General features: G+C 56.5%; 17 protein-coding genes, 1 tRNA gene and 1 pseudogene. 15 read left to right on the top strand and 4 right to left on the bottom strand.

Annotated elements, in window-relative coordinates; all coding sequences use genetic code 11:
* The first annotated feature begins 129 nt into the window (after positions 1 to 129).
* From Q7U76_03835 to Q7U76_03825, 3 genes are all read left to right on the top strand, one after another.
* Positions 130 to 207, top strand: a tRNA-Glu gene (locus Q7U76_03835).
* A 136-nt stretch (positions 208 to 343) separates the two neighbouring features.
* The gene (locus tag Q7U76_03830; protein ID MDO8355503.1) at positions 344 to 1,201 is read left to right on the top strand and encodes an SUMF1/EgtB/PvdO family nonheme iron enzyme; all 858 of its coding nucleotides are present in this window, start codon (positions 344 to 346) and stop codon (positions 1,199 to 1,201) included.
* A gap of 116 nt (positions 1,202 to 1,317) precedes the next feature.
* On the top strand, positions 1,318 to 1,797 hold the full coding sequence (locus Q7U76_03825) for a hypothetical protein (protein MDO8355502.1): 480 nt from the start codon (positions 1,318 to 1,320) through the stop codon (positions 1,795 to 1,797).
* Positions 1,798 to 1,836: 39 nt separating this feature from the next.
* On the opposite strand, the gene Q7U76_03820 is transcribed toward Q7U76_03825, so the two are convergent.
* From Q7U76_03820 to bioF, 3 genes are all read right to left on the bottom strand, one after another.
* Positions 1,837 to 3,012, bottom strand: a complete 1,176-nt coding sequence (locus tag Q7U76_03820; GenBank protein ID MDO8355501.1) for a PilT/PilU family type 4a pilus ATPase — start codon at positions 3,010 to 3,012, stop codon at positions 1,837 to 1,839.
* A 29-nt stretch (positions 3,013 to 3,041) separates the two neighbouring features.
* A complete protein-coding gene (locus tag Q7U76_03815) occupies positions 3,042 to 4,100 on the bottom strand; it encodes a type IV pilus twitching motility protein PilT (protein ID MDO8355500.1) in 1,059 nt (352 codons plus the stop codon).
* 138 nt (positions 4,101 to 4,238) lie between these two features.
* Entirely contained in the window at positions 4,239 to 5,399 is a 1,161-nt protein-coding gene (gene bioF, locus Q7U76_03810) for an 8-amino-7-oxononanoate synthase (GenBank protein MDO8355499.1), read from the bottom strand.
* Positions 5,400 to 5,527: 128 nt separating this feature from the next.
* Here bioF and Q7U76_03805 point away from each other — a divergent pair, with 128 nt between their 5' ends.
* The gene (locus Q7U76_03805; protein ID MDO8355498.1) at positions 5,528 to 6,334 is read left to right on the top strand and encodes a tetratricopeptide repeat protein; all 807 of its coding nucleotides are present in this window, start codon (positions 5,528 to 5,530) and stop codon (positions 6,332 to 6,334) included.
* Positions 6,335 to 6,528: 194 nt separating this feature from the next.
* Here Q7U76_03805 and Q7U76_03800 read toward each other — a convergent pair whose 3' ends face one another.
* The gene (locus Q7U76_03800; protein MDO8355497.1) at positions 6,529 to 7,893 is read right to left on the bottom strand and encodes a transglycosylase SLT domain-containing protein; all 1,365 of its coding nucleotides are present in this window, start codon (positions 7,891 to 7,893) and stop codon (positions 6,529 to 6,531) included.
* A gap of 305 nt (positions 7,894 to 8,198) precedes the next feature.
* Between Q7U76_03800 and Q7U76_03795 the strand changes: the two genes are divergently transcribed.
* The 11 genes and pseudogenes from Q7U76_03795 to Q7U76_03745 all read left to right on the top strand — a co-directional run bounded on the left by Q7U76_03795 (position 8,199) and on the right by Q7U76_03745 (position 22,183).
* Complete coding sequence (locus Q7U76_03795; GenBank protein MDO8355496.1) at positions 8,199 to 9,338, top strand: alanine--glyoxylate aminotransferase family protein; 1,140 nt, start codon at positions 8,199 to 8,201, stop codon at positions 9,336 to 9,338.
* A gap of 43 nt (positions 9,339 to 9,381) precedes the next feature.
* Complete coding sequence (serA, locus tag Q7U76_03790) at positions 9,382 to 10,965, top strand: phosphoglycerate dehydrogenase (GenBank protein MDO8355495.1); 1,584 nt, start codon at positions 9,382 to 9,384, stop codon at positions 10,963 to 10,965.
* A 108-nt stretch (positions 10,966 to 11,073) separates the two neighbouring features.
* On the top strand, positions 11,074 to 12,399 hold the full coding sequence (hisZ, locus tag Q7U76_03785) for an ATP phosphoribosyltransferase regulatory subunit (protein ID MDO8355494.1): 1,326 nt from the start codon (positions 11,074 to 11,076) through the stop codon (positions 12,397 to 12,399).
* Positions 12,396 to 13,751: a replicative DNA helicase gene (gene dnaB / locus Q7U76_03780; protein ID MDO8355493.1), complete on the top strand. Its 1,356-nt coding sequence runs from the start codon at positions 12,396 to 12,398 to the stop codon at positions 13,749 to 13,751. Before hisZ ends, dnaB begins: the two co-directional genes overlap by 4 nt.
* A 217-nt stretch (positions 13,752 to 13,968) precedes the next feature.
* Complete coding sequence (locus Q7U76_03775) at positions 13,969 to 15,741, top strand: tetratricopeptide repeat protein (protein MDO8355492.1); 1,773 nt, start codon at positions 13,969 to 13,971, stop codon at positions 15,739 to 15,741.
* A gap of 478 nt (positions 15,742 to 16,219) precedes the next feature.
* A pseudogene (locus tag Q7U76_03770) lies at positions 16,220 to 16,384 on the top strand (prepilin-type N-terminal cleavage/methylation domain-containing protein).
* Positions 16,385 to 16,925: 541 nt separating this feature from the next.
* Positions 16,926 to 17,894 (top strand): hypothetical protein, encoded by a 969-nt coding sequence (locus Q7U76_03765; GenBank protein ID MDO8355491.1) that lies wholly within the window; start codon positions 16,926 to 16,928, stop codon positions 17,892 to 17,894.
* A gap of 3 nt (positions 17,895 to 17,897) precedes the next feature.
* Positions 17,898 to 18,863 carry an ABC transporter ATP-binding protein gene (locus Q7U76_03760; GenBank protein MDO8355490.1) on the top strand — a complete coding sequence of 322 codons (966 nt, stop codon included), beginning with the start codon at positions 17,898 to 17,900 and terminating at the stop codon, positions 18,861 to 18,863.
* Positions 18,860 to 19,621 (top strand): ABC transporter permease, encoded by a 762-nt coding sequence (locus Q7U76_03755; GenBank protein ID MDO8355489.1) that lies wholly within the window; start codon positions 18,860 to 18,862, stop codon positions 19,619 to 19,621. The genes Q7U76_03760 and Q7U76_03755 overlap by 4 nt, the downstream gene beginning before the upstream one ends.
* 326 nt (positions 19,622 to 19,947) lie before the next feature.
* Positions 19,948 to 21,066 (top strand): DegT/DnrJ/EryC1/StrS family aminotransferase, encoded by a 1,119-nt coding sequence (locus tag Q7U76_03750; protein MDO8355488.1) that lies wholly within the window; start codon positions 19,948 to 19,950, stop codon positions 21,064 to 21,066.
* Positions 21,067 to 21,193: 127 nt separating this feature from the next.
* Positions 21,194 to 22,183 carry a serine protease gene (locus Q7U76_03745; GenBank protein ID MDO8355487.1) on the top strand — a complete coding sequence of 330 codons (990 nt, stop codon included), beginning with the start codon at positions 21,194 to 21,196 and terminating at the stop codon, positions 22,181 to 22,183.
* The last annotated feature ends 107 nt before the right edge of the window (positions 22,184 to 22,290 follow it).

Here is a 22,290-nt window from a genome sequence, read left to right as displayed (position 1 = left end):
CCCTCGGCAAAGTTTATCCTACAGAATTCGGAGCGGAAACGCGACCAGCTCCCTGGCCCTCGGCGGGCTCTAGTGACACATGAGTCGGAAGTATGATAAGAATCCACTTCGTTTTGCGGATCCCGTTTCGTCCCCATCGTCTAGCCTGGCCTAGGACATTGCCCTTTCAAGGCAGTAACACGGGTTCAAATCCCGTTGGGGACACCACATTTCTCTCCTTCTCTCCCGCTGCCGGCTTGTTGTTTCAACCCTCTCGCTCCGTTGAATTTGCCTCCTCAGCTGGATACACTGACTGACAGTGGCTGAGTGGCTGCTCTAGCATGCTGCCGCGATGGAGGTGGTGATGAATGGACAACAGATGATGGTATGGGCAGGAATAAGCCTTGTGGCGGGAATCCTGTGCCTTGGGGCGGCAGAGCCACAGTCTGCCAAGGGCGGGCAGGCTCTTTGGTTCGAGGCTGGTCGAGGACGGGATGGTGCTCCGATGATTCTTATCCCTGCCGGTCCCTTCATCATGGGGAGTAACGACGGCCTCCCAAACGAGCGACCTGAACATCGCGTCATGCTGGATGCCTTCTTCATCGATCAGTATGAAGTCACGCTTAGCCGCTATCGAACGTTTTTGGAATCGGGAAAGCACGAATCTCCTACAACCTGGGACGATGAGGCGGCGACGACCGTGGGAGATCGGCCTGCGACGGGGATGAAGTGGGAGTCGGCTTCTGCCTATTGCCAATGGGCAGGGAAGCGGCTTCCAACGGAGGCTGAGTGGGAGAAGGCGGCGCGGGGGACCGACGGGCGCCGGTATCCCTGGGGAGACATGCAGCCCTTCGTCGATATTGCGAACTATAATCGAGGCATGTGGGTGAATGAAGCCATCACGTTGGTGGCGGTCACCAGCGGTCTTGAGGGCATGAGTGTGCGGCATGGGCTGAAAGAGGGCGGGAAAAGTCCTTTCGGTCTTTCCCACATGGCTGGGAACGCGGCAGAATGGGTGGCTGACTGGTATGGACGCGATTACTACCAGAAGAGTCCTGAGCAAAATCCAACCGGCCCGGCCACTGGTGAAAAGCGAGTCCTCCGGGGTGGATCGTGGGCAGATTTGCCGGCTGCCTTGCGCGTGACCGCACGGTTTTCAGCTGAAGCAGACTATGAGGATCGGACGATCGGATTTCGCTGTGCGATGAATGTGGCGAAGTGAGTGCGGTCAGCCTGGTATGGCTGGCGAAGGTCGGCGATATCTAGGATGCCAGGTCCAATCAGCCACAATGTTTCATTCCATCGCAACCTCTCCAGGCTGTTTCTTTAAGCGATTCCATGTCTGAACGATTGATTACGCCTCTTATCATCATTGCACTGGTGTTGGGGACCCTGTGGGCGCTCCACTCTATCAATTCCTCTTCGGTGACGCCGGTGACTGTCCCGTCGGTGGCAGCACTTGTGCCGGACATGGTTCCGCTTGTCACGGGAGACGAACCGATCACAGAGATTTTCACAAAAGCCGGTTGCGCAGTGTGCCACACCGTCCCCGGTATTTCGGGAGCCGATGGACGCGTGGGGCCGACTCTCCTGTTAGGAGTCACGGGGCCTCTTCGGTTGGCCGATCCATCGTACCGGGGCCATGCGCAGTCGGTGCATCAATATGTGATCGAGTCGGTGATCGAGCCGGGGGTGTTTGTTGTGGCGGGCTATCCAGATCACACAATGCCGACATGGTATGGCGCGAAATTGAGCGCGCTCGCGCTGGAGAAAATTGCGTCGTATCTTGAGTTGCAAGGGGTATCCGCCACACCGTAAGTGCGATGGCTCCTGCCGGATTCGAGCAGGGTGGTAAGACTATCGTTTCCGTAGAGGGGTTACATTCCCCGAGGCTCCGCCTTGTATTTTAAAGGCACTGTTCGACTCGTCGCCAGACTTCTTGTCGAGGAGTGCATTCACCGCATCGTCCCCTCTCAGACCTTCGATCTTGATCTTGAGCCGGAGATTGTTCGCGCTGTCGGCATTGATCAAGGCCTGTTCGAGCGAGATCCGTTCTTCCTTGTAGAGCTGGAAGAGGACGTGATCGAACGTTTGACAGCCTTCCTCCACTCCCTGCTCCATCGCTTCTTTGAGCGAATCGACTTCGGACTTCTTGATGAGGTCTTTTATGCGAGGCGTATCCAGCATGATTTCCAGTGCCGGAGCTCGCTTCCCGTCGATGGACGGCACGAGCCGCTGTGAGATGATGGCGCGGAGATTCAGTGAGAGCTGGAGATAGATCTGTGCATGCCGCTCCACCGGGAAAAAGTTCATGATGCGCTCGATGGCTTGGTTCGCGTTATTCGAGTGGAGTGTGCCGATGCAGAGGTGTCCGGTTTCCGCGAAGGTGATTGCGGCTTCCATCGTTTCCGTGTCCCGGATTTCTCCGATCAGAATCACATCCGGTGCCTGCCGCAGGGTATTCTTGAGCGCATTTTGGAAGGAGAGCGTGTCGAAGCCCACTTCTCGTTGTGTAATGAGCGACCGCTTGTGGTTGTGGACGAACTCGATCGGGTCTTCTACCGTGACGATATGGCCGGGATGGACGGTGTTGCGGTGGTCGATCATGGCGGCGAGGGTGGTGGATTTTCCGGAACCGGTGGCCCCGACGACGAGCACCAACCCGCGCTTCGTCATGGCGATGTCTTTGACGATCGGAGGTAGGCCCAACTGCTCGACAGTCTGGATTTCGGCTTTGATATGCCGGAAGACCAAGCCGACGTTTCCCCGTTGCCGGAAAATATTGACGCGGAAACGGCCGAGCTCTTTGTAATAGAGAGCCAGATTCATCTCCATCTTTTCCTCGAACTCTCCGCGCTGCTGGCCGCGCATCAGCGCCAGCGCGAGGGCTTCGAGTTGTTCGTTGGTAAACGGCGGCGCGTCGGTTTGCTGTGTCGAGCCGTGGACGCGATAGGCCGGAGCTGAATCGACGGTCAGATACAGGTCTGACGCTTCCTGATCCACCATGACTTTTAAGAGACTGCGAACATCCATTGCGACCCCCGTTCCCTCGGCTATGTTTCTTAGGCTGCGCCGCCCATGGCGGATCCAAATAGATTGGGATTCATACTGCGCGATTGGGCTTCGCCCTTCGTGACAAGTCCACGGGTTACTAAATCAACCAGTGCCATGTCCATCGTTTGCATGCCGTCTTTTTGGCTGGCCTGCATGACTCCGGGAATCTGGTGCAACTTGCCTTCGCGGATGAGATTCCTGACCGCGGTCGTCGCGACCATAATCTCGAGGGCGGCGACACGGCCGCCCGACTTTTTCTTCAGTAGGGTCTGGGTGATGACGGCTTCCAAGGCCTCGGCGATCTGGGTGCGGATCTGGGACTGTTGATTCGGGGGAAAGGCATCGATGATGCGATCGATAGTTTTCGGCGCACTGGAAGTGTGGAGTGTGCCGAAGACCAAGTGTCCCGTTTCTGCGGCCGTCAACGCGAGCTGGATGGTGTCCAGATCCCGCATTTCACCCACGAGGATGATGTCCGGGTCTTCGCGGAGTGCGGACTTCAGCGCATTAGCGAATGACAGGGTATGGACGCCCAGCTCTCGCTGGTTGACTAGGCACTTCTTGGTCTTGTGGACGAACTCGATTGGATCCTCAATGGTGATGATGTGGCCTTCGAAGGTGTTGTTCAGGTAGTCGACCATGGAGGCGAGCGTCGTCGATTTGCCTGATCCGGTTGGGCCGGTCACAAGGATCAACCCCTTTTCCCGATCACAGAGCTGCCGCACGACAGGAGGCATGCCGAGTTTTTCCATCGGAATGATTTCGGTGGGGATGTTTCGGAATACGGCGCCAAGACCGCGATTCTGGACGAAGACATTGACGCGGAACCGAGCGATGTCACCCAGTTCAAAGGAAAAGTCGCATTCGCGTTTTTCCTCGAAGTTCTTCCTCTGGGTATCGCTCATCATGTCGTAGATGAGTGAGTGTGTTTCTTCTGTGGTCAATGGGGGATGATCGAGTTTTTTGAGGTCCCCGTTCATCCGGATCATGGGCGGTTCGCCGGCGCTGATGTGACAGTCCGATGCGCCCTCCTTTGCCGTGAAGGTCAGGAGTTTCGATATATCCATGAAGAGGACTCCTCGGTAAGAAAAGATGAGAATGGACAGGGCCTTGGTTTGTCAGACCTCAGGGCTGCTTGAGAGCATGATGCCACAGGGTGATGGGAAAGCAAGGAAATAGCCGGAAGTGTCTGCCCGAATTCTCGGTCAGATCAGTCTCGCGGATTGCCCAGCGCATTGGAATGCAGCGAGCGCCTGATCAATGTGGCCAGCGGTATGCTCAGCGGTCACCGTGACGCGGATACGGCTGGTGGCGTCCGGAACGGTGGGCGGCCGAATTGCCGGAGCGTAGATGCCTTCTGCAAACAGATGCTCGGCGAACGAGAGTGCGGTTTCAGCGCTGCCGATGAGGATCGGTATGATCGGACTGACGCTGGGAGAGAGGTTGAATCCCAATTGTGTTAGCCCCGTGAACAGTCGTTCACGGTTAGCCCACAAGCGCGCTCGCCGCTCCGGCTCCCGTTGGATGATTCGTAAGGCTGCCGTAGCAGCGGCAGCCGAACTTGGTGGCGGCGCCGTGGTAAAGATAAACGATCGGCTGGTGTTCATCAGATACTGGATCAACGTCGAGGGACCGGCGATGTATGCGCCACTACTGCCGAAGGCCTTGCTCAACGTCCCCATCTGAAGCGGGATCTGTGCATCAAGCCCGAAGTGTTCGGCCGTCCCTCGCCCATGCGGACCCATTACGCCTGTGCCGTGGGCATCATCGATATAGAGGTCAGCCTCATACTCCTGGGCTAGCCGGTTGAGTTCGGGCAACGGTGCGAGGTCTCCGTCCATACTGAACAGGCCGTCGGTCACAATCAGGGTGCGTCGTGACTGGCGTCTTGCGGCTAGGAGAGACTGTAGGTGATCGGTATCGTTGTGTCGATAGATGCGAAAGTCGGCTCCGCTCAGTCGGCATCCGTCGATCAGGCTTGCATGGCAGAGGCGATCGGCCAGAATCAATCCGCCTCGCCCGATCAATGTAGGGATGGTTCCGATGTTGGCCAGATAGCCAGAGCCATAGGTCAGGGTAGCCTCTGTTCCCTTGAATTGTGCCAATGCGGTTTCCAATTCCTGATGCGGTGGCAATGAGCCTGAGACCAACCGTGCGGCCCCAGCTCCGGCCCCAAATCGTTGCGTCGCCTCGACGGCGGCCTGAATCACCTCCGGATGCATGGCCAGTCCTAAATAATCGTTCGAGGCGAAGAGGAGGATTTGGCGTCCTGCCATTTCAACGACCGGGCCGACGCCCGAATGGAGCGGCGTGAGCCGTCTGGTGAGATGTCGCGCAGCCAACTCGTCGAGCTGTTTATTAAACATAGGGGTCTGATTACCATCTGAAAACTGAGAGAAAACCGCTGCCTCATTGACAACCTTGTGACATCCTTAGTATAAGGCGCGGACATTATTTAACGAAACGGGCCTCGCCCTCTCTGACGAATCTATCCATGAGCTACCGCATTAAGATCCCGGCAAAAGTTCTTCCGGTCGATGAAGCCCATATGCTGAGCGGGCTTGACCATGCGTTCCACCGACTCCAGAACTATCGACGCCCCATACTGGTCGGTTTGGGGGTGTTGGTGCTTGCGGCTGCCGTGGTTGGCGGGGTGTTCTACGTTGACCGCCAGGCCGCGCAGAAGGCTCAAGAGCTTGAACGTGAGGCGATGCGTTTCTTGACCGCTCCTTCCGCCAGCGATCCTCAAAAGGCCGATCATGCGCTCAAGGAAGCGATCACGCGGTATCGGCAAGTGGTCGATCAATATCCTCGAACCCCCTCAGCACCACTGGCGTTGTATCATTTGGGAAATACGTTGGTCCAGACCAATGAGTTGAGTGCGGCCATTGATGCCTATCAGCGATTCTTGATGTTGTACGGTTCGAATCCCTCAATGGCAGGGCTCGTACAACAACGGTTGGCCTATGTGTATTTGCTCAAGGGAGACCGGGATCTAGCCGTCAAGGCATTGACCGGCATCTTGGAGACCCCCGGTACGTTGAATCGAGATCAAGCCTTGTTTGAGTTGGCGCGGTTGGAAGAGTCTCAGTCGCGGCCAGAAGGGGCGTTAGCCCATTATCAGGAACTGATCAAGACCTATCCAAGTTCTCCCTTCACCAGTGAGGCAACGATTAGGACCAAGATCATGGATGTGAAGAAATCCCAGGAGTCGACGCCTGCGCCCTCGTCGATGGCCCCGGCTGGTGCTGCACCACAGAAGAGTCCTGCGTCTCCTCCTCCCGCACCCGGCAAGAAGTAGTCCTCGTCGGCAGCGTTCCACGTTGATCCCTGCAACCTATCCTGAGCCTGTTCCCGTGCCACAGCTGCGACTATCGAAGCTCTCGCGGGCTAACCCCACATCGTTTTTCGCAATCTATTAAGCCGGTAGGCTGTTCGCTGCCTTGGCTTGGTGGTTTGCTCTGCCCTGTGAACGGGGAGTAGGGAAGACCGAATCTAGCGGCTGATGACGAGAAAGTCGCCTGGTCGAATGGTCGGGCTGGAGAGATTATTCTTCGTCTTGAGCGTCTTGATGGGGATGCGAAACCGTTTCGATACTTTTCCCAGCGTGTCTCCCACGCGGACTTTATACCAGCGAGAGGGCCCGGCTGCCGCAAGATGAGCCTTCTCCGGGAGCTGCGGGAACTTATAGGATGGGATGCGATCAAGGAGCTGCTCCACCTTCGCTTTCATTCCCACCGGTACTTTGAGGTGGTAGGTCTCGTCGCCAGGAGGTGTGGCGTCTCGGCGCAGCTCAGGATTGAGGAGCCGGAGCTCCTCATAAGGAATGCCGGTTACATTGGCGATGGCACGGAAATGGACGGTTCGAGTGATGATGGCCTCGTCAAACTCATGGGGGGCAGCGGACTCCTGAGAAAAGCCGTATCGATCGGGGTTCCTGGCGATGATCGTTGCGGCCATAAATCTTGGCACGTACTCTTTCGTTTCTCGTCGAATCAATCGTGTCTTGGAAATCTCGGAAAAACTTTCGACCTGGGCTTTGTGGAGGGCTCGCATCACCTTGCCTTCTCCGGCATTGTAGGCGGCCATTGCGAGCGGCCAGGCGCCAAAGAGGTCGTAGAGATCGCGGAGGTAACGTGCCGCAGCGACCGTTGACTTGATGGGATCTCGCCGTTCGTCCACATAGTTATCGACGCGGAGCCCATAGGCCTTGGCCGTGCCCTGCATGAACTGCCAGGGGCCTGTGGCTTTGGCTCTGGAGTAGGCGTAGGGGTTGAATCCGCTCTCCACCAGTGAAAGGTAGACCAGGTCGCTGGGGAGATGAAACTCCGAGAAGATTTTATCGACGAGCGGTCGATAGCGGCTGAGCCGGAGGAGCCATTGCTCGAAGCGATCGTGGATGCCGGTATTAAAGTAGCGAATGTGGGCCTGCACCGAGGAGTCCATGACGATCGGCATATCGTAGGCGGCATATTCCGCTGTCGCGCTTCGAGGGGCGTCTTGAGTCGGGGCCAGTTCAGCCGGAGGATTCAAGGCATCTGAAAAGCGTGCGGTTGCTGGAGAGTTTCCCGCTGGGTTCAGCTGCAAGAGGTCTTCAGCCCGGGGAACGCTGCTCGTTCGTACAGAGGGAGAATTGGTGCCTTCCGTTGCCGGGCCTACCGTATCGAGCGGGACCAGATTGTCGTCCGGGTCGTCTGCTGCCGGTGCGTTCTCGTCCAGGACTGTGGACGGATCAGCTAAGACGGGCTCGGGATACGTGGCGCTGTGCCCTTCCATCGGCAGAGAGAGGCTGAGCCACATTCCCAGGAAGAGTGCGATCGGGAAGGCGGCATGTCTTGGTCTGAGTGGCGTCGTGGACATGCGTTGACTATTCAGTATGGTGTCTGAGGTTCAACATATTCTGTGAGGGTAGACTACCGAGCGACCTCGCGCTTGTCAAGGAATTGCAAGAGGATTGGCATTCTGCTCGTGGGCATATGGCGGTCAGGCTCGTTCACGTTTGCAGGAAATCATGAGCGGATATCACGCCGGGAACTGGAGGATGGAACAGTCTGAAAACACGCGTGCCCACGCGGTTCCTTGCCTTGACAGCTTTTGGGAGGCAATGGTATCGTCCCCCCTTCCCGCGTAGGATTTTTCACGTTTTATCCGAGGAGGATCCGTCGATGCTGAAGCGGTATTTGCTAGCCCCCGGTCCCACGCCTGTGCCCCCTGAAGTGTTGTTGGCCATGGCGCGACCCATGTTCCACCACCGTGCTCCCGAGTTCGATAAGGTGTTTGCGGAAGTCCGGGATGGGCTGAAGTGGCTGTTCCAAACGAAAAATAACGTGCTCATGCTGGCGGCATCCGGAACCGGAGGCATGGAAGGTTCGGTCTCGAACTTCCTCTCTCCCGGCGACAAAGCGCTTACCATTAATGGCGGGAAGTTTGGGGAACGGTGGACGAAGCTCTGCAAGACGTTCGGCGCAGAGGTCATCGAGATCAAGGTGGAGTGGGGACGGGCCGTCGATCCCCAAGTGGTGGCTGATGCTTTGAAGAAGGACCCTTCAATTAAGGCGGTCTATGTGCAGGCGAGTGAAACCTCGACCGGCGTGGCCCACGATATCAAGGCGCTTGCGGAAATCGTGAAGCCCTATAGCGAAACTATTCTTGTAGTGGACGCCATTACGGCCCTCGGCGTGTTCGACATCAAGACCGATGAGTGGGGGATCGATGTCGTGATCACAGGGTCACAGAAGGCGCTGATGCTCCCTCCGGGCCTGGCATTCGTGAGCGTGAGCGATAAAGCCTGGCAATTGGCGGAGAAAGCGAAGAATACCGCGTTCTACTTCAATTTCAAGAAAGAGCATGAGAATCAGCAGAAGAATCAGACAGCCTATACCCCGGCTGTGTCCCTCATCGTCGGGTTGCAGGAAGTCTTGAAAATGATGCGCGCGGAAGGGCTCGAGGGCGTGTTCGGACGTCAAGCCATGCTCGCGAAGGCCATGCGCGAAGGGTTACAGGGTGCCGGGCTGGCGTTGTTTCCCAAAGAGTCGCCCAGCGATGCCCTCACTGCTGTTTTAGCGCCGGAGGGCGTGGACGGACAGGCGATCTACAAGAACCTGCGTGTGCAATACGGCATTACAGCAGCCGGCGGGCAAGACCATTTGAAGGGAAAGATCTTCCGGCTCTCCCACATGGGCTACATGGACCGTTTCGATGTCATCATGGCGGTGGCAGCTGTTGAAATGGTGCTTAAAGGGCTGGGTCATCCCGTGAAACTTGGAAGCGGCGTGGCGAAGGCACAAGAAATTTTGATGGCGTAGCGGGTACGCCTCGAAACTTATACATAGGGCAGGCACAATGGGCATGAAAATCCTCATCAGCGATAGTTTGTCACAGCAGGGCGTGGAGCTTCTTGAAAAGGCTGGATTCACGGTAGTCGTGAAATCCAAGATGGCGAAAGAAGAGCTATTCAAGGAGATCAAGGACGCCGATGGCTTGATCGTGCGGTCCGGGACCAAAGTGACGGCAGAACTGATTGCGGCAGCCGAGAAGTTGAAGATTGTCGGGCGTGCCGGGTCGGGGCTGGACAATGTCGATACGCCGGCCGCAACGCGTCGCGGGATCGTGGTGATGAACACGCCAGGCGGCAATACCGTCACGACTGCCGAACATACGATGTCGATGATCTGGGCGATGAGCCGTCGTATTCCCCAAGCCACCGCGTCCGTGAAGGCCGGTAAGTGGGAAAAAGATAAGTTTATGGGCGTCGAACTCTATAACAAGGTGCTCGGCATCGTCGGCGTTGGGCAAATCGGCAGCCATCTCACAAAGCTGGCTCAGGGGATCGGCATGAGCGTCATCGCCTACGATCCCTACTTGGCCGAAGAGCGCGCGCAGAAGATGGGCGTCACCATGATGCCGCTGGATGAGCTCTTCAAACGTGCCGATATTATTTCTGTGCATACGCCGTTGACCCCTGAGACCAAAGGGCTCATCAATGCGCAATCGATCTCGACGATGAAGCCGGGGGTGATGATTGTGAATTGCGCCCGCGGCGGGATTATCCATGAGGGTGATCTGTTTGATGCGTTGAAGGTTAAGCGCGTGGCGGCCGCTGCGTTCGACGTATTTGAAGAAGAGCCGGTGAAGGCGGACAATCCGTTGTTGACGCTGGATAACTTTATTTGTACGCCGCATATCGGAGCCCAGACGGCCGAGGCGCAAGAGAATGTGGCCGTCGGCATCGCGGAACAAGTCGTCGATTATTTCACCAAAGGCATTGCCCGTGGGGCGGTCAATATCCCGTCTGTCTCTCCCGAGTTGCTCCCGCGGCTTCAGCCCTACCTGTCATTAGCCGAACAGCTAGGGAAGTTGCAGACCCAGTTATGCGAAGGCGGCCTTGAACGTGTGACCGTCGAATACAGCGGGGAGGTGGCAAGTCTGTCTGTCGCCCCACTTACGATCGCCGTGTTGAAGGGGTTGCTGAGTCCGATGATGGAAGCGCCCGTGAACTATGTGAATGCGCCGATCGTGGCGAAGGAGCGCGGGATCGAAGTGAAGGAAGTGAAGAGCTCCGATGCGGGAGACTTCACCAGCCTGATTCGTGTGCGAGTGGAAGCCGGGAAGAAATCGTATCAGGTTGCCGGCACGCTCTATCACAAGAAAGATCCGCGCGTGGTCGAGATCGATCAGTTCAATGTCGAGGTCGTGCCGGAAGGACATATGCTGTTGATCCTCAACGTCGACCGCCCAGGAGTGATCGGGATGGTGGGCAAGGTCCTTGGCGACAACCAGATCAATATTGTCCGCATGCAATGTGCACTGGAGAAGCGGGGCGGTACCGCGCTGCTCATCATTGGATCCGATGCGGTTTTTCCGAACACGGTGCTTGAGACGATCAAATCCAGCAAGGACATTCTTTCAGTCAAAGTCGCGGCTCTGTCCTAACCCCGCGCGCCACCCACCAGGTCAGCTATGGTCTCCGTTCCACCGAAGCCGCGCCCCTCTTCGGGACAGGTCTCGTCGTCCCGCGAGCGTTCGCTCGTGCCCGTGGGCATGGCGACGATACTTCCTCATGCGGCGAAGCAGGTTCGCCGCCTAGAAGAACAGCTGCTCGCGCATATTAATCGTTGGGGCTATGACGAGATCATTCTTCCCACATTCGAGTATCTCGATGTGTTGGCTCCGGGGCTTGAACCGGAACTGATCGATCACTGTTACCAATTCGTCGATCGCACGACAGGGCGGACGCTCCTCCTCCGTCCGGATGCTACGGCGCAGATCGCCAGGACGGTTGCGATGGGGCTCACGGGCGCGACGTTGCCGTTGCGGCTGTCGTACCGGACCTCGGTATTTCGGTATGAAACGGAGCATGCCGGGCGAGGGCGCGAAATTTTTCAAGTCGGAGCCGAACTCATCGGCCTGGACGATGCCACGAGCGACAGTGAAGTGATTGGTTTGATGATCGAATGTCTCCACACGATCGGCCTGCAGTCTTTCAAAGTATCTCTAGGGCATGTCGGATTTATTAAGGGGCTTCTCTCGAGATCCGGACTGTCGCTGCAGGGGCAGAAGCTAGCTGAGCAAGCGGCTGCGCGAAAGGATTTGCCGAGACTCGAAGAGGTCCTGGCGAGTGAACGCATCTCTAAAACGGCGGCGCGTGCTATTCGGGAAGCGCCTGAGCTGTATGGCCAAGAGGAGGTCTTGGCACGGGGACGGGTTCTCGCGGCTGGTGATCCGGCACTGGCCGCTCCACTCGCACGGCTTACGCAGGTGTATCAGTTGCTCTGTGCAGCGGGCCACCGGGATTCACTCCTCCTGGATCTCGGGGAGTTCAGAGGCTTCGACTATTATGATGGTGTCGTCTTTGACGTGTTTGCCGAAGGGATGGGGGCGGAGTTAGGCGGCGGCGGACGATATGACCATTTGATGGGTCGATTTGGCCGGCCATTGCCCTCAACCGGTTTTGGCTTGGACGTCGATCGGCTCTTTCGTACCGTGGCATTTCCTGAGGAGGGCGCAGGATCATCGCGAGTCGAGTATCTTGTCGCTGCGCCACCTAAGGCCACTTCACGTTTGATGGAGGTGGCCGCACAGTTGCGTCAGACAGGCGCCCGAGTGGTCCAGCAGACGATCAAGGGGAGCGACGCGGCGCTCGTGACTGCCGCAGCGACGGCGGGGCTGGCCCAGCACGCTTCGTCTGTAGTCATTGTGGGTGCCCCAGGCGTAGATCGTGATGATGTGCTGGTGGTCGAGTCCCTGGCGGCTCACCTGCCTGGCGGCCGAACCGGCAATCGCAGCCGTCAGTCGCAGAAAATGGGGCTTGATGATCTAGTGGCCGAGGCTCGTCGCGCGTTGCGGCAGCCCAAGAAACGATCATGAAATCCATGTCAGCCGTCGATCTCTCACAGCCCAAACTTCCCCCTCAGAATGTGGAGGCCGAGCAATCGGTCCTCGGCGCAATTCTTCTCGACAATAGTGCGATGGCCAAGGCAATGGAGTTGCTGGTCGAAGAGAATTTCTACCGGACGTCGCATCGGAAGATTTACCGTGCGATGTTGGAATTGTCGGACATTGGCGAAGTCATCGATCAGATTACGTTGACGGAACGGTTGAAAGCGCTGGGCGAAATTGAGGCCGTCGGGGGCGCGGCGTATTTAGCGGAGCTCGTGCAGAGCGTGGCCAGCTCCGCCAATATTCGGTACCACTGCAAGATTGTTCGCGACAAGGCGTTGCTGCGAGAGCTGATCAATACCTCGACGGAGGTCCTCACGCGCGGTTACGAAGGCAGCTCATCAATCGACGACTTGCTCGACTTCGCGGAGCGGTCGGTATTCGGCATTGTCCAGGGGAAACTGGATCGGTCGTTCACCCCCATTAATTCCATTATTAAGGAAAGTCTCGATCTCGTCGACAAGTTGTCGAAGAGAAAAGAACATGTCACGGGCGTTCCTACCGGATTTTACGATCTTGACGACATTACCGCCGGCCTCCAACCATCAGACCTCGTGGTGATCGCGGGGCGGCCTAGCATGGGGAAAACGAGTCTGGCGTTGGGGATGGCTGTCCATGCCGCCATTCATGCGAACGCGGTGGTGGGAATTTTTAGCCTTGAAATGTCAAAGCCGCAGATCGTGTTGCGCATGTTGAGTTCAGAGGCGCGGGTCGATTCCCATGGACTCAGAACCGGCAAGCTTCAGAAAGAGGATTGGTGGCGTCTTGCAGAGGCGGCAGGCCGACTGGAACAAGCGCAGATCTACATCGACGATACCGGTGGTATTACCGTGCAGCAGATGCGGGGTAAGGCGCGTCGGCTCAAGGCTGAACGGGGGCTGGATCTCTTAATCGTCGACTACCTCCAGCTGATGCAGGGGCGGAGCGATTCCGAGTCCCGCCAGCAGGAAATTTCCGACATCTCTCGCTCGCTGAAAGCCTTGGCCAAGGAGCTCAACGTCCCAGTTGTGGCGCTGTCGCAGCTCAGCCGCGCAGTGGAAGCCAGAAAGCCGCCTGTCCCGATGCTGGCCGACCTCCGCGAGAGCGGCGCGATCGAACAGGATGCCGACGTCGTGATGTTCATTTACCGTGAGGAGGTCTATGACCAGAACTCCGAACGGAAGGGCATTGCCGATATTCTCATCAGTAAACATCGGAACGGTCCGATTGGGAAAAAAGAACTTTTCTTCCACGATCGTTTTGCTAAGTTCGAAAGCCTCGACAATCGCGAAGTCGTTTGACCCGGTCCCATCCCACTCGTATAATCTTTCTGACCTATGCAGGCAGAGAGGCTGCAGGTAGATAGGCTGAAGACTTTTAGCCGTCGGTCTTTAGACTGAACACCTGAGTCGTTACGCGACGTCCAGCAAGGGGATCGTGCATATTTTCATAACAGACTTCATCCTGAGCCGAACGGCGAGTAGCCGAGGTAGTTCACTACTCAGAGGAGTGGCGGGCGTGCTGGTTCCCTTTGCGTTCCTGGCCTGCGCCACAGCGCCTCACGCGCCGAAAGAACCTCTCACCTCTGCCAATGTGCCCAAGGCAACATCCTCGACTCATTCTCCCGATGCCGCGGCCTCCTTCCATTTTATGCTCGGATACCAAGCCGAACTTGCGCAAGACATGGATCGTGCCATTCAGGAATATCAGGCTGCCCTGAAGACGGATCCCACGTCTCAGTCTGTCAATGCAAGGCTGGCCGGTCTTTACTTCTCGTTGGGCGATGTGCCCAATGCCGTTCGTTATGCGGATCGGGCTGCAGAGGGAGCAAGCCAAGACGGTCAACTCCTCACACAGATGGCCGGCATCTTAGCCAGCGCGGGGCAGGGAGAGCGGGCGGTGACCTTGCTGGATCGGGCGATCGAAGCCGACCCAACATCCGGTGACCCCTATTTTACAAAGGGCCTATTGCTCCTGAATCTGAAGCGGCAGCCCGAGGCGGAGCAGGCTGTTCGAGCTGGTCTGGCACGGGTTCCCGAATCGGCTGTCGGTCATTATCATCTGGGGCGCATACTTCTGGATGAGGGAAAAGGGGAAGAGGCGGCGGCGAGTCTAGAGCGGGCGATTACAGTCAATGCCTCGTTTGAGCCGGCCTACCTTTCTCTCGCTTCGATGTATGAATCACGCCAGGATCAGGAGCGAGCGGTCTCGGTGTTGCGGAGATATCTCCAGACGGTGAATCCACGAAACCGGGATATCCGGCACCAGCTGGTGCGGCTCTATGTGGCGGCAAAAGATTTTCAGGGCGCCAGGAAAGAGTTGAGCGATTTACTGACGGAAGATCCGTCGGACCTCGATGCTCAGCTTCGACTGGCGCTAGTCTATGGAGAAGAGAAGGAATATCCCAAGGCCATCGATCAGTTGATCCAGATTCTCAAGGCACGCCCGACGGAGCTCAAAATCAGAGACTATTTGGGGTTTCTCTACGAGGAGTCTAAGGACACGAAGAGCGCCATCGAGACCTATACATTTAATGTTCAACTGGAGCCCTCTTATTTCGAGGGGCATCTGCATCTCGGCGTGTTGTTCTATCGGTTGAAGCAATTTCCTGAGGCCATTACGCATTTGACCAAGGCCATCACGATCAATCCGAAGCAGCCAGAATCTCACATTGTGCTGGGCTTGACCTATCTGCAGCAGGACCAGTTCGACGATGCGGTCAGGGCTCTTGAAGAAGGCATCAGCCAGAATCCCGCGAGCGCTGACTTGCACTTTAATCTCGGCACGGCCTACGACAAGCTCAATCGCTTTGAGGACGTGGTGCGCGTCATGGAGGCTGCGATTAAGCTGGATCCGCATCATGCCGATGCGCTGAACTATCTGGGCTATAGCTATGCAGAGCGGGGGCTCAAGATTGAGCAAGCACTGTCCCTGACCAAGCAGGCCGTCGCGCTGAAACCGAGCAATGGGTACTATGTCGATAGCCTCGCCTGGGCTCTATTTAAATCAGGTTTGTTGACCGAGGCATTGACCGAGATGAAACGTGCACTTACGCTCGCCGGTAACGATCCGGTGCTCTACGAGCATCTCGGTGATATCTACGCGAAGCAACAGAACCTCTCAGAGGCCCGCGAGGCTTGGCTCCATGCGCTGGAACTTGATCCCTCCAATACTAAGCTCATGGACCGATTCCGTGACCTAGGGATGGGCGACCCCGCCAATGAGGAACGTATCCAACAGGCTAAGCGGCGTGTATCAGATAAGATACAGAGCCATACGCCCAATCCATAGTCACGTATCGCATTTCTTCTTTCCTCACCTCTCCTCTGCTCTAAACGCTGACCCATATGATGGTGCGATCCATTGGAACCAGCGATGTCACAGCGAACGAGACTTATTAGCCTCAGAATTATCAGCTAACCCATTGTTACAACAGGGTTATCAACTCAGACTATTGGAGACTCTATCTGGGCCATCCCGGACATCCAAGAAGCCGTAATGAGTGCCAGGCTCTGTACAGTGGACGACAAATATTGGCAGATTAGAATAAAAGTCGGAGTGAATTGTCATCACATGGTCTGCTGCCTCGTAGGATGGACATCGTAACTATATGATATTTCATCTAACTAAGGCTTTCACCCCTCTGCTCTCATCTCCGGCATCGAACCTGCTAAAGGGTAAGGCAGCAGAAACAGATGTGAGTCCTGGTAAGAAAAAATCAGGGTGTGAAGGGGGAAGGTCAGTGAACCATCAACAAGGAGGCAGTACGATGTTTAAGGCATTGCGTAAACAAGAGGGTTTCACCCTCATCGAGTTGATGATCGTGGTCGCGATCATCGGAATCTTGGCGGCCATCGCCATCCCGAACTTCCTGCAGTATCAGTTAAAGTCGCGGCAGTCGGAGGCCAAAGTGAACCTGAATGCGATTAAGACGTCGAATATCGCCTTTCAGGCTGAACGAAGCTGCTATCTCGGTATTCCCACGATGGGCGCACTTGGTGCGGTACCGGCTGTCAATGTCAGGACAATCCCTGTTGGCTGGCCGTCCACGGCCGTGGGACAACCTTATGCCGCCACAGTTCTGGCTGCTGGTTCGGCATTTTGCGTGGCTCCGCCTGCTGGTGTTGCGGTGCTTGCCGGGTTGTTCACCGACATTGGATTTGTCGCGTCGGGTAATACCGCCTTTCAGTATATCTCCGGTCCGTCAGCGGTTGCTGCTCCTATTGCTGCTTGCATTCTCGGTCCTGCTGCGGCGACCGGGGCTGTGGTGGCGAACGCCACAGGGTTTGTCGCTACCGCTTCATCGAATTTGGATGGCGATGGCGCTCTCTCATTCTGGGCGTCGAGTAGCGATCAGGGATCCCAGGACTGCACAAGCGGGATTTTCTAGTTTGCTGTAGGTCAGGTCAGGGGGTCCCGGCAGCCATTTGGCTGCCGGGACTTTCCGCTTTATTCACCCTGCCGGTTTCACTCTCATGGCGGTCTCAACAACGATACATCATCGCAGCGCCGCGCTCGTGAATCAGCTTCTACTCGGTATGGGGGGCATCCTCCTGTTGGCTTGCATCGGCTGGCTGCAAGGGGAGCTCGATTTGCGACAGGATCGGGCGGTCGTCCAGATCGAAAGCCTCGCGCAGCTTCCCAAGGGGGAATATTTGAAACCGGCCTTGCTCGGCTATCAACACATAGGGGCCGATCTTCTCTGGCTGAGGCTGTTGCAAGTGGTGGGGAAGAAACGGAATAGTGCGGACGAGTATGAATGGATGTATCACGCCTTAGACGTGATCACCACCCTCGATCCTCAATATGCCTACGCCTATTATGTCGGGGGGAATATCCTCGGCGATCTCGCGAACCGACCGGATTTGAGTAACCGGTTGCTTGAAAAGGGGGTCGAGGCCAATCCCGAGGTCTGGTACATTCCCTTTCTGCTTGGATACAACTATTATTTTCTGCTCGGCGATCCTGCCAAGGGAGCCGAATCCATCATGCGGGCGGCCGGCTTGCCTGATGGCCCAACCTATCTCCCAGGACTCGCTACTCGCATGGCGGCTGAGGCGGGGAATCCTAACACGGCCTTGGCGTTTCTTGAAGCCCGTTTGCGGGAGACGCATGATCCGGAGATGCAAGAGATCTTGGTGAACCGGGTGAAAGAAGTTATCATTGAACGGGATGTTCGCATGTTGGAAAGCGCGGTGGAGGCCTACCAGGCACAACACCGGACTCTCCCTGCGATCCTCGCGGATCTCGTGCAGTCGGGGACTCTTCCCCTGCTGCCAGAGGAACCGTTCGGAGGAGACTACCGGTTGGACCCTAAGACCGGTAGAATTTCCAGCTCGACCCATCCGGAACGGCTGCGCACGTTTTTTAAACGTAAAAAACCGCTGGCCTATAGGTTTCCCAAGATAGAGCCTTCCTATAGTTTCCCTAGGACCTGGGAGTGAGCCATGACGCCTCGTTCCGATCTTGTCGTACAGACTGAGCAACTCTCGAAGATCTTCCACGTGGGATTTTGGGGAAAGCGCGTTACCGCTGTGGATGGCCTCAGTCTCGAAGTCCGGCGTGGAGAAGTATTCGGTTTTCTTGGCCCGAACGGCGCGGGGAAAACCACGACCATCAAGATGTTGATGGGGCTCATCTATCCGACGAGCGGGCGCGCGCAGCTGTTCGGACGGGATCTGGGCGATCCTGAGACTAAGGCCAGGCTGGGATTTCTTCCCGAGTCGCCCTACTTTTACGACTACCTCACGAGCCGGGAGTTTCTTGGGTTTTACGGACATTTGTTTGGGCTGTGGGGCGCTGTTTTGGATAAGCGAATTGACGAACTCCTAGAGTTAGTCGGCATGACGCATGCGAAGGATCTCCAGCTCAGGAAGTTCTCAAAAGGCATGTTGCAGCGGATAGGGATCGCGCAAGCCATGATCAACGATCCGGAGTTGGTGGTGCTGGATGAACCCATGTCCGGGCTGGACCCCATCGGACGGAAAGAAGTTCGCGATCTGATCTTCCGTCTCAAAGAGTCCGGGAAAACGGTCATGTTCAGCTCCCACATCTTGCACGATGCCGAAGTGTTGTGCGATCGGGTCGCGATGATCCTGAAGGGGCGGCTGGTAGCCTGTGGCCGGGTGACCGATTTGCTGGATCAAGGAGCGAACCATCAAGTGGAACTGGTTGTAGATCGTCTGACCCCTGCTGGATTGGACCATCTCCGTCCGCTCGCCGACAAAGTGGTCATGCAGGGGGATCGGATGTTGGTGGTGCTGCAAAGCCAGCAACAAGTGGAGGGAGCGCTGGAGATTATCCGCGCGGCGAAGGCTTGTCTGGTGTCGCTCAATCCTCAGAAGGGTTCATTGGAGGATCTCTTCATCCGGGAGGTCGAAGAACATCGGAGTTCGTCGGAGCATCGAACATGAAGATTCTGTCGATCGCACTGAATACATTTCGGGAAAACCTGCGTGACAAGCTGCTCTATAATCTGTTGGTGTTTGCCCTGCTCATGATCGGCAGTTCGGTGCTCCTGTCACGGCTCACCTTGGGGGAGTTCCATCGGCTCATTCTGGATATTGGGCTCGGGAGTATTAATTTCTTCGGGGTGTTGATTGCGATATTTGTCGGGATCGGATTGGTGAGCAAGGAGATCGAAAAGAAGACGATCTACACGATTGTGTCCAAGCCGGTGGCGCGTTACCAATTTCTGCTTGGGAAATATCTGGGGCTCACGATCACTCTATTCGTCAACACGGCGATTATGGCGCTGGGACTCTTGGTGGTGCTCTATGCCCAAGAGGTTCCCATCGAGGGGATGCTCTTCAAGGCGCTGGCGCTGATTTTCGTCGAGTTCATGGTGGTCACAGCGGTCGCCCTCATGTTTTCAACCTTTAGCAGCGCAACGCTGAGCGCCATCTTCACGTTGGCGCTGTATGTGATCGGACATCTCACGGCAGACCTGAAAACATTCGGGGCGAAGATGGATGGTCTTAGCCGGGGAATTTTGAACGGGATCTACTATCTCCTCCCAAACCTCGAGCGCTTCAACTTGAAGGGCCATGTCGTGCATCATCTGGAAGTCAGTGGTTCGGACCTGATGCTGATCGCCCTCTACGGAGCGGCGTATACGGCATTGCTCCTCTTCATGGCCAGCCTCATTTTTCAACGGCGAGATTTTCGTTAAGCCTGCCAGCCCGCGGTTCCGATTCTCCACTTGCATTATGTCAAGGAGCAAGGTATTGAAGGGAGTGTCGCGATTGCCTTGTTGAGCCTTCGACCGTTTGGACTGACTCCGGTAGGCTGTGGGAAAGCATGGTTGATACGGAAAAGATGATGGGAATCTTTCGTATGGTCCTGAGGCCAGAATAACATCAGGATGCTCAAAAAGGCCGTCCAGCAAGGCCGCAGCGAGCGAAGGGGTGAGGCGTACCCTTGTGGTACGTTGAGCCTCTGAGCGACGCGAGAACGATGCTGGCGGGCTTTTTCAGCATCCTGTAGGGAGCCGCTTTGATGAATGTGCCGCTGCTTGATTTGAAAGCTCAGTTCCAGCCCCTCCGTGCCGAGATCATGGCGGAGCTAGAAACGGTCTGTGACGAGCAGGGGTTTATTCTAGGGCCGCGCGTGGTGGCGTTCGAGGAATCCGTTGCCAGGTACATTGGGTCTCGTTATGCGATTGGCTGCGCCTCCGGGAGCGATGCCCTGTTGCTCTCTCTCATGGCCATGGGCGTGAAGGCTGGCGATGAGGTCATTACCGTCCCGTTCACATTTTTTGCTACGGCGGGCGCGATTTCACGATTGGGCGCGAAGCCGGTGTTTGTGGACGTTCAGCCGGATACGTTCAACATCGACCCCAAGCTGATCGAACAAGCGATCACGCCTCGCACAAAAGCCATCATGCCCGTGCACCTCTTTGGACAATGTGCGGACATGGCTGCGATCAACGAGATTGCCAAGCGGAAGAAGATCCACGTCATCGAAGATGCCTGCCAGGCTATCGGCGCCGGTCAGCAAGGGAAGCGTGCCGGGATCCTTGGCGACACCGGTTGTTTTAGCTTTTTCCCTACCAAAAATTTAGGCGGGTTTGGCGATGGGGGGCTCATCACAACGAATGACAAGTCCCTTGCCGACTCCATGTCGATGCTCCGTGTGCACGGGAGTCAGGTCCGTTACCTCCATGAGGCGATCGGTATCAATAGCCGGCTGGATGCGCTTCAGGCGGCCGTACTCCAGATCAAATTGAAGTATCTCGACCAATGGACCGAGGGCCGCCGTCGGAATGCCGAACGGTACCAGCAGTTGTTCTCCAGAACGAAACATACGGATCGAGTGACGCTGCCGTCCACGGTACCTGGAAATTTCCACGTCTATAACCAGTTTACGGTGCGAGTCCCGAAGCGCGACGAATTGCGCACCTTCCTCAAAGAGAAAGGCGTGGGCACGGAAGTGTACTATCCGCTTCCGATGCATCTCCAGCACTGCTATCGCGATTTAGGCCATCGGAAGGGATCGTTCCCTCTGTCAGAGCAGGCAGCGGAAGAGGTCATGTCTATTCCGATCTACGCCGAATTGACGGAAGCGCAGCAGGCTTATGTGGTGGAGATGATCGCGGAGTTCTATAAGCGCGGCTAGCGCTATCCTCGCCACGTTCTCGTGCCAGTCAACTCTTGCTCCCGTCAACGTCCGGTTCGTTCCTGCGTTTCATCGTACAATGAACATGAATCGGGGCGAGCATCGTCGCCAAAAAAAGGAGGCCGTGATGAGGTCAAAGACGTGGGGAGGCCTGTGTCTTCTCTCCTTGCTATGGAGCTCAATAGCCATTGCGAAGGATTTATCGCCTCGTGAGATATACGAACAGGCCTCTCCGGCTGTGGTGATGGTGATGGGCTATGCGGATGGCGGCAGGAAGGGGAGTGGCGGAACCGGTTCGATCATTCAGTCCGACGGACTGGTCCTCACCAACGCGCATGTGGTGATTGAAGAGCAGACGGGGAAGCCCTATGCTCGTCTGGCCGTGTATCTCAAGCCAGCTCGGGTCACCGGAGACTCAAAGAGCGATCTTTCACGGATGGTCCGCGCCAAGGTCGTGGCCTATTCGCAACCATTAGACCTGGCCCTGTTGAAGCTCGATGGCGTCAATGAACCGCTGCCTGTCGTCGATATACGTGAATCAGGGCAGGCGAGGATCGGGGATCATGTAGTCGCGATTGGCCATCCCGAACAAGGTGGATTGTGGACCCTCACCACTGGTGTCATCAGCGCCGAGGTCGATAATTTTAACGGGGTCAGGGGCAAGCATGTCTTTCAGACAGAGACCGGCCTCAATCGTGGTAATTCGGGAGGCCCGTTGCTCGATGGCGAAGGGCATATGGTCGGGGTGAATACTGCGATTGCTCGGGTAGCCTCGGACGGCCTTCCGATCACAAGTATCAGTTTCTCGCTCAAGTCGAGTGTCGCCACACAATGGTTGCGAGAGCAGGGAGTGGGGGGACGAGCAGGACGAGGGACTCCGCTGCCCACTGGACAAACACAGCCCATCATTGACCAACCGCTGTCTCAGTCACAAGCTAAACCGGGTTCGCCGTCTCAGCCCGATTTGCCGCTCAAGCAGATGATGAAGCCAGACCCGCCTCAGCCGGCTCCGGCTCGTTCCTACAATCTCGATCAGTTGGTCAGCGATCGAGCGAAGGCGGAAGCCGATCTCGACAGCATGATGTCAGAGATGCGTGGACGGATGAAGGGGAGATAGGTGAGAGAGAGCTGTGCCTGAATACAGCCTGTGCGCCTGGCACGACATGCCGAACGCACAGGCTGTGAACTGATACCCCTATACGGCTAGCCGAATATTCCAGCCGC

The sequence above is a fragment of the Nitrospirota bacterium genome, from assembly GCA_030645475.1.
Lineage (GTDB): Bacteria > Nitrospirota > Nitrospiria > Nitrospirales > Nitrospiraceae > Palsa-1315.
The sequence above is the reverse complement of the archived record's forward strand: the minus strand, read 5'-3'. Positions and strand labels throughout refer to the sequence as shown.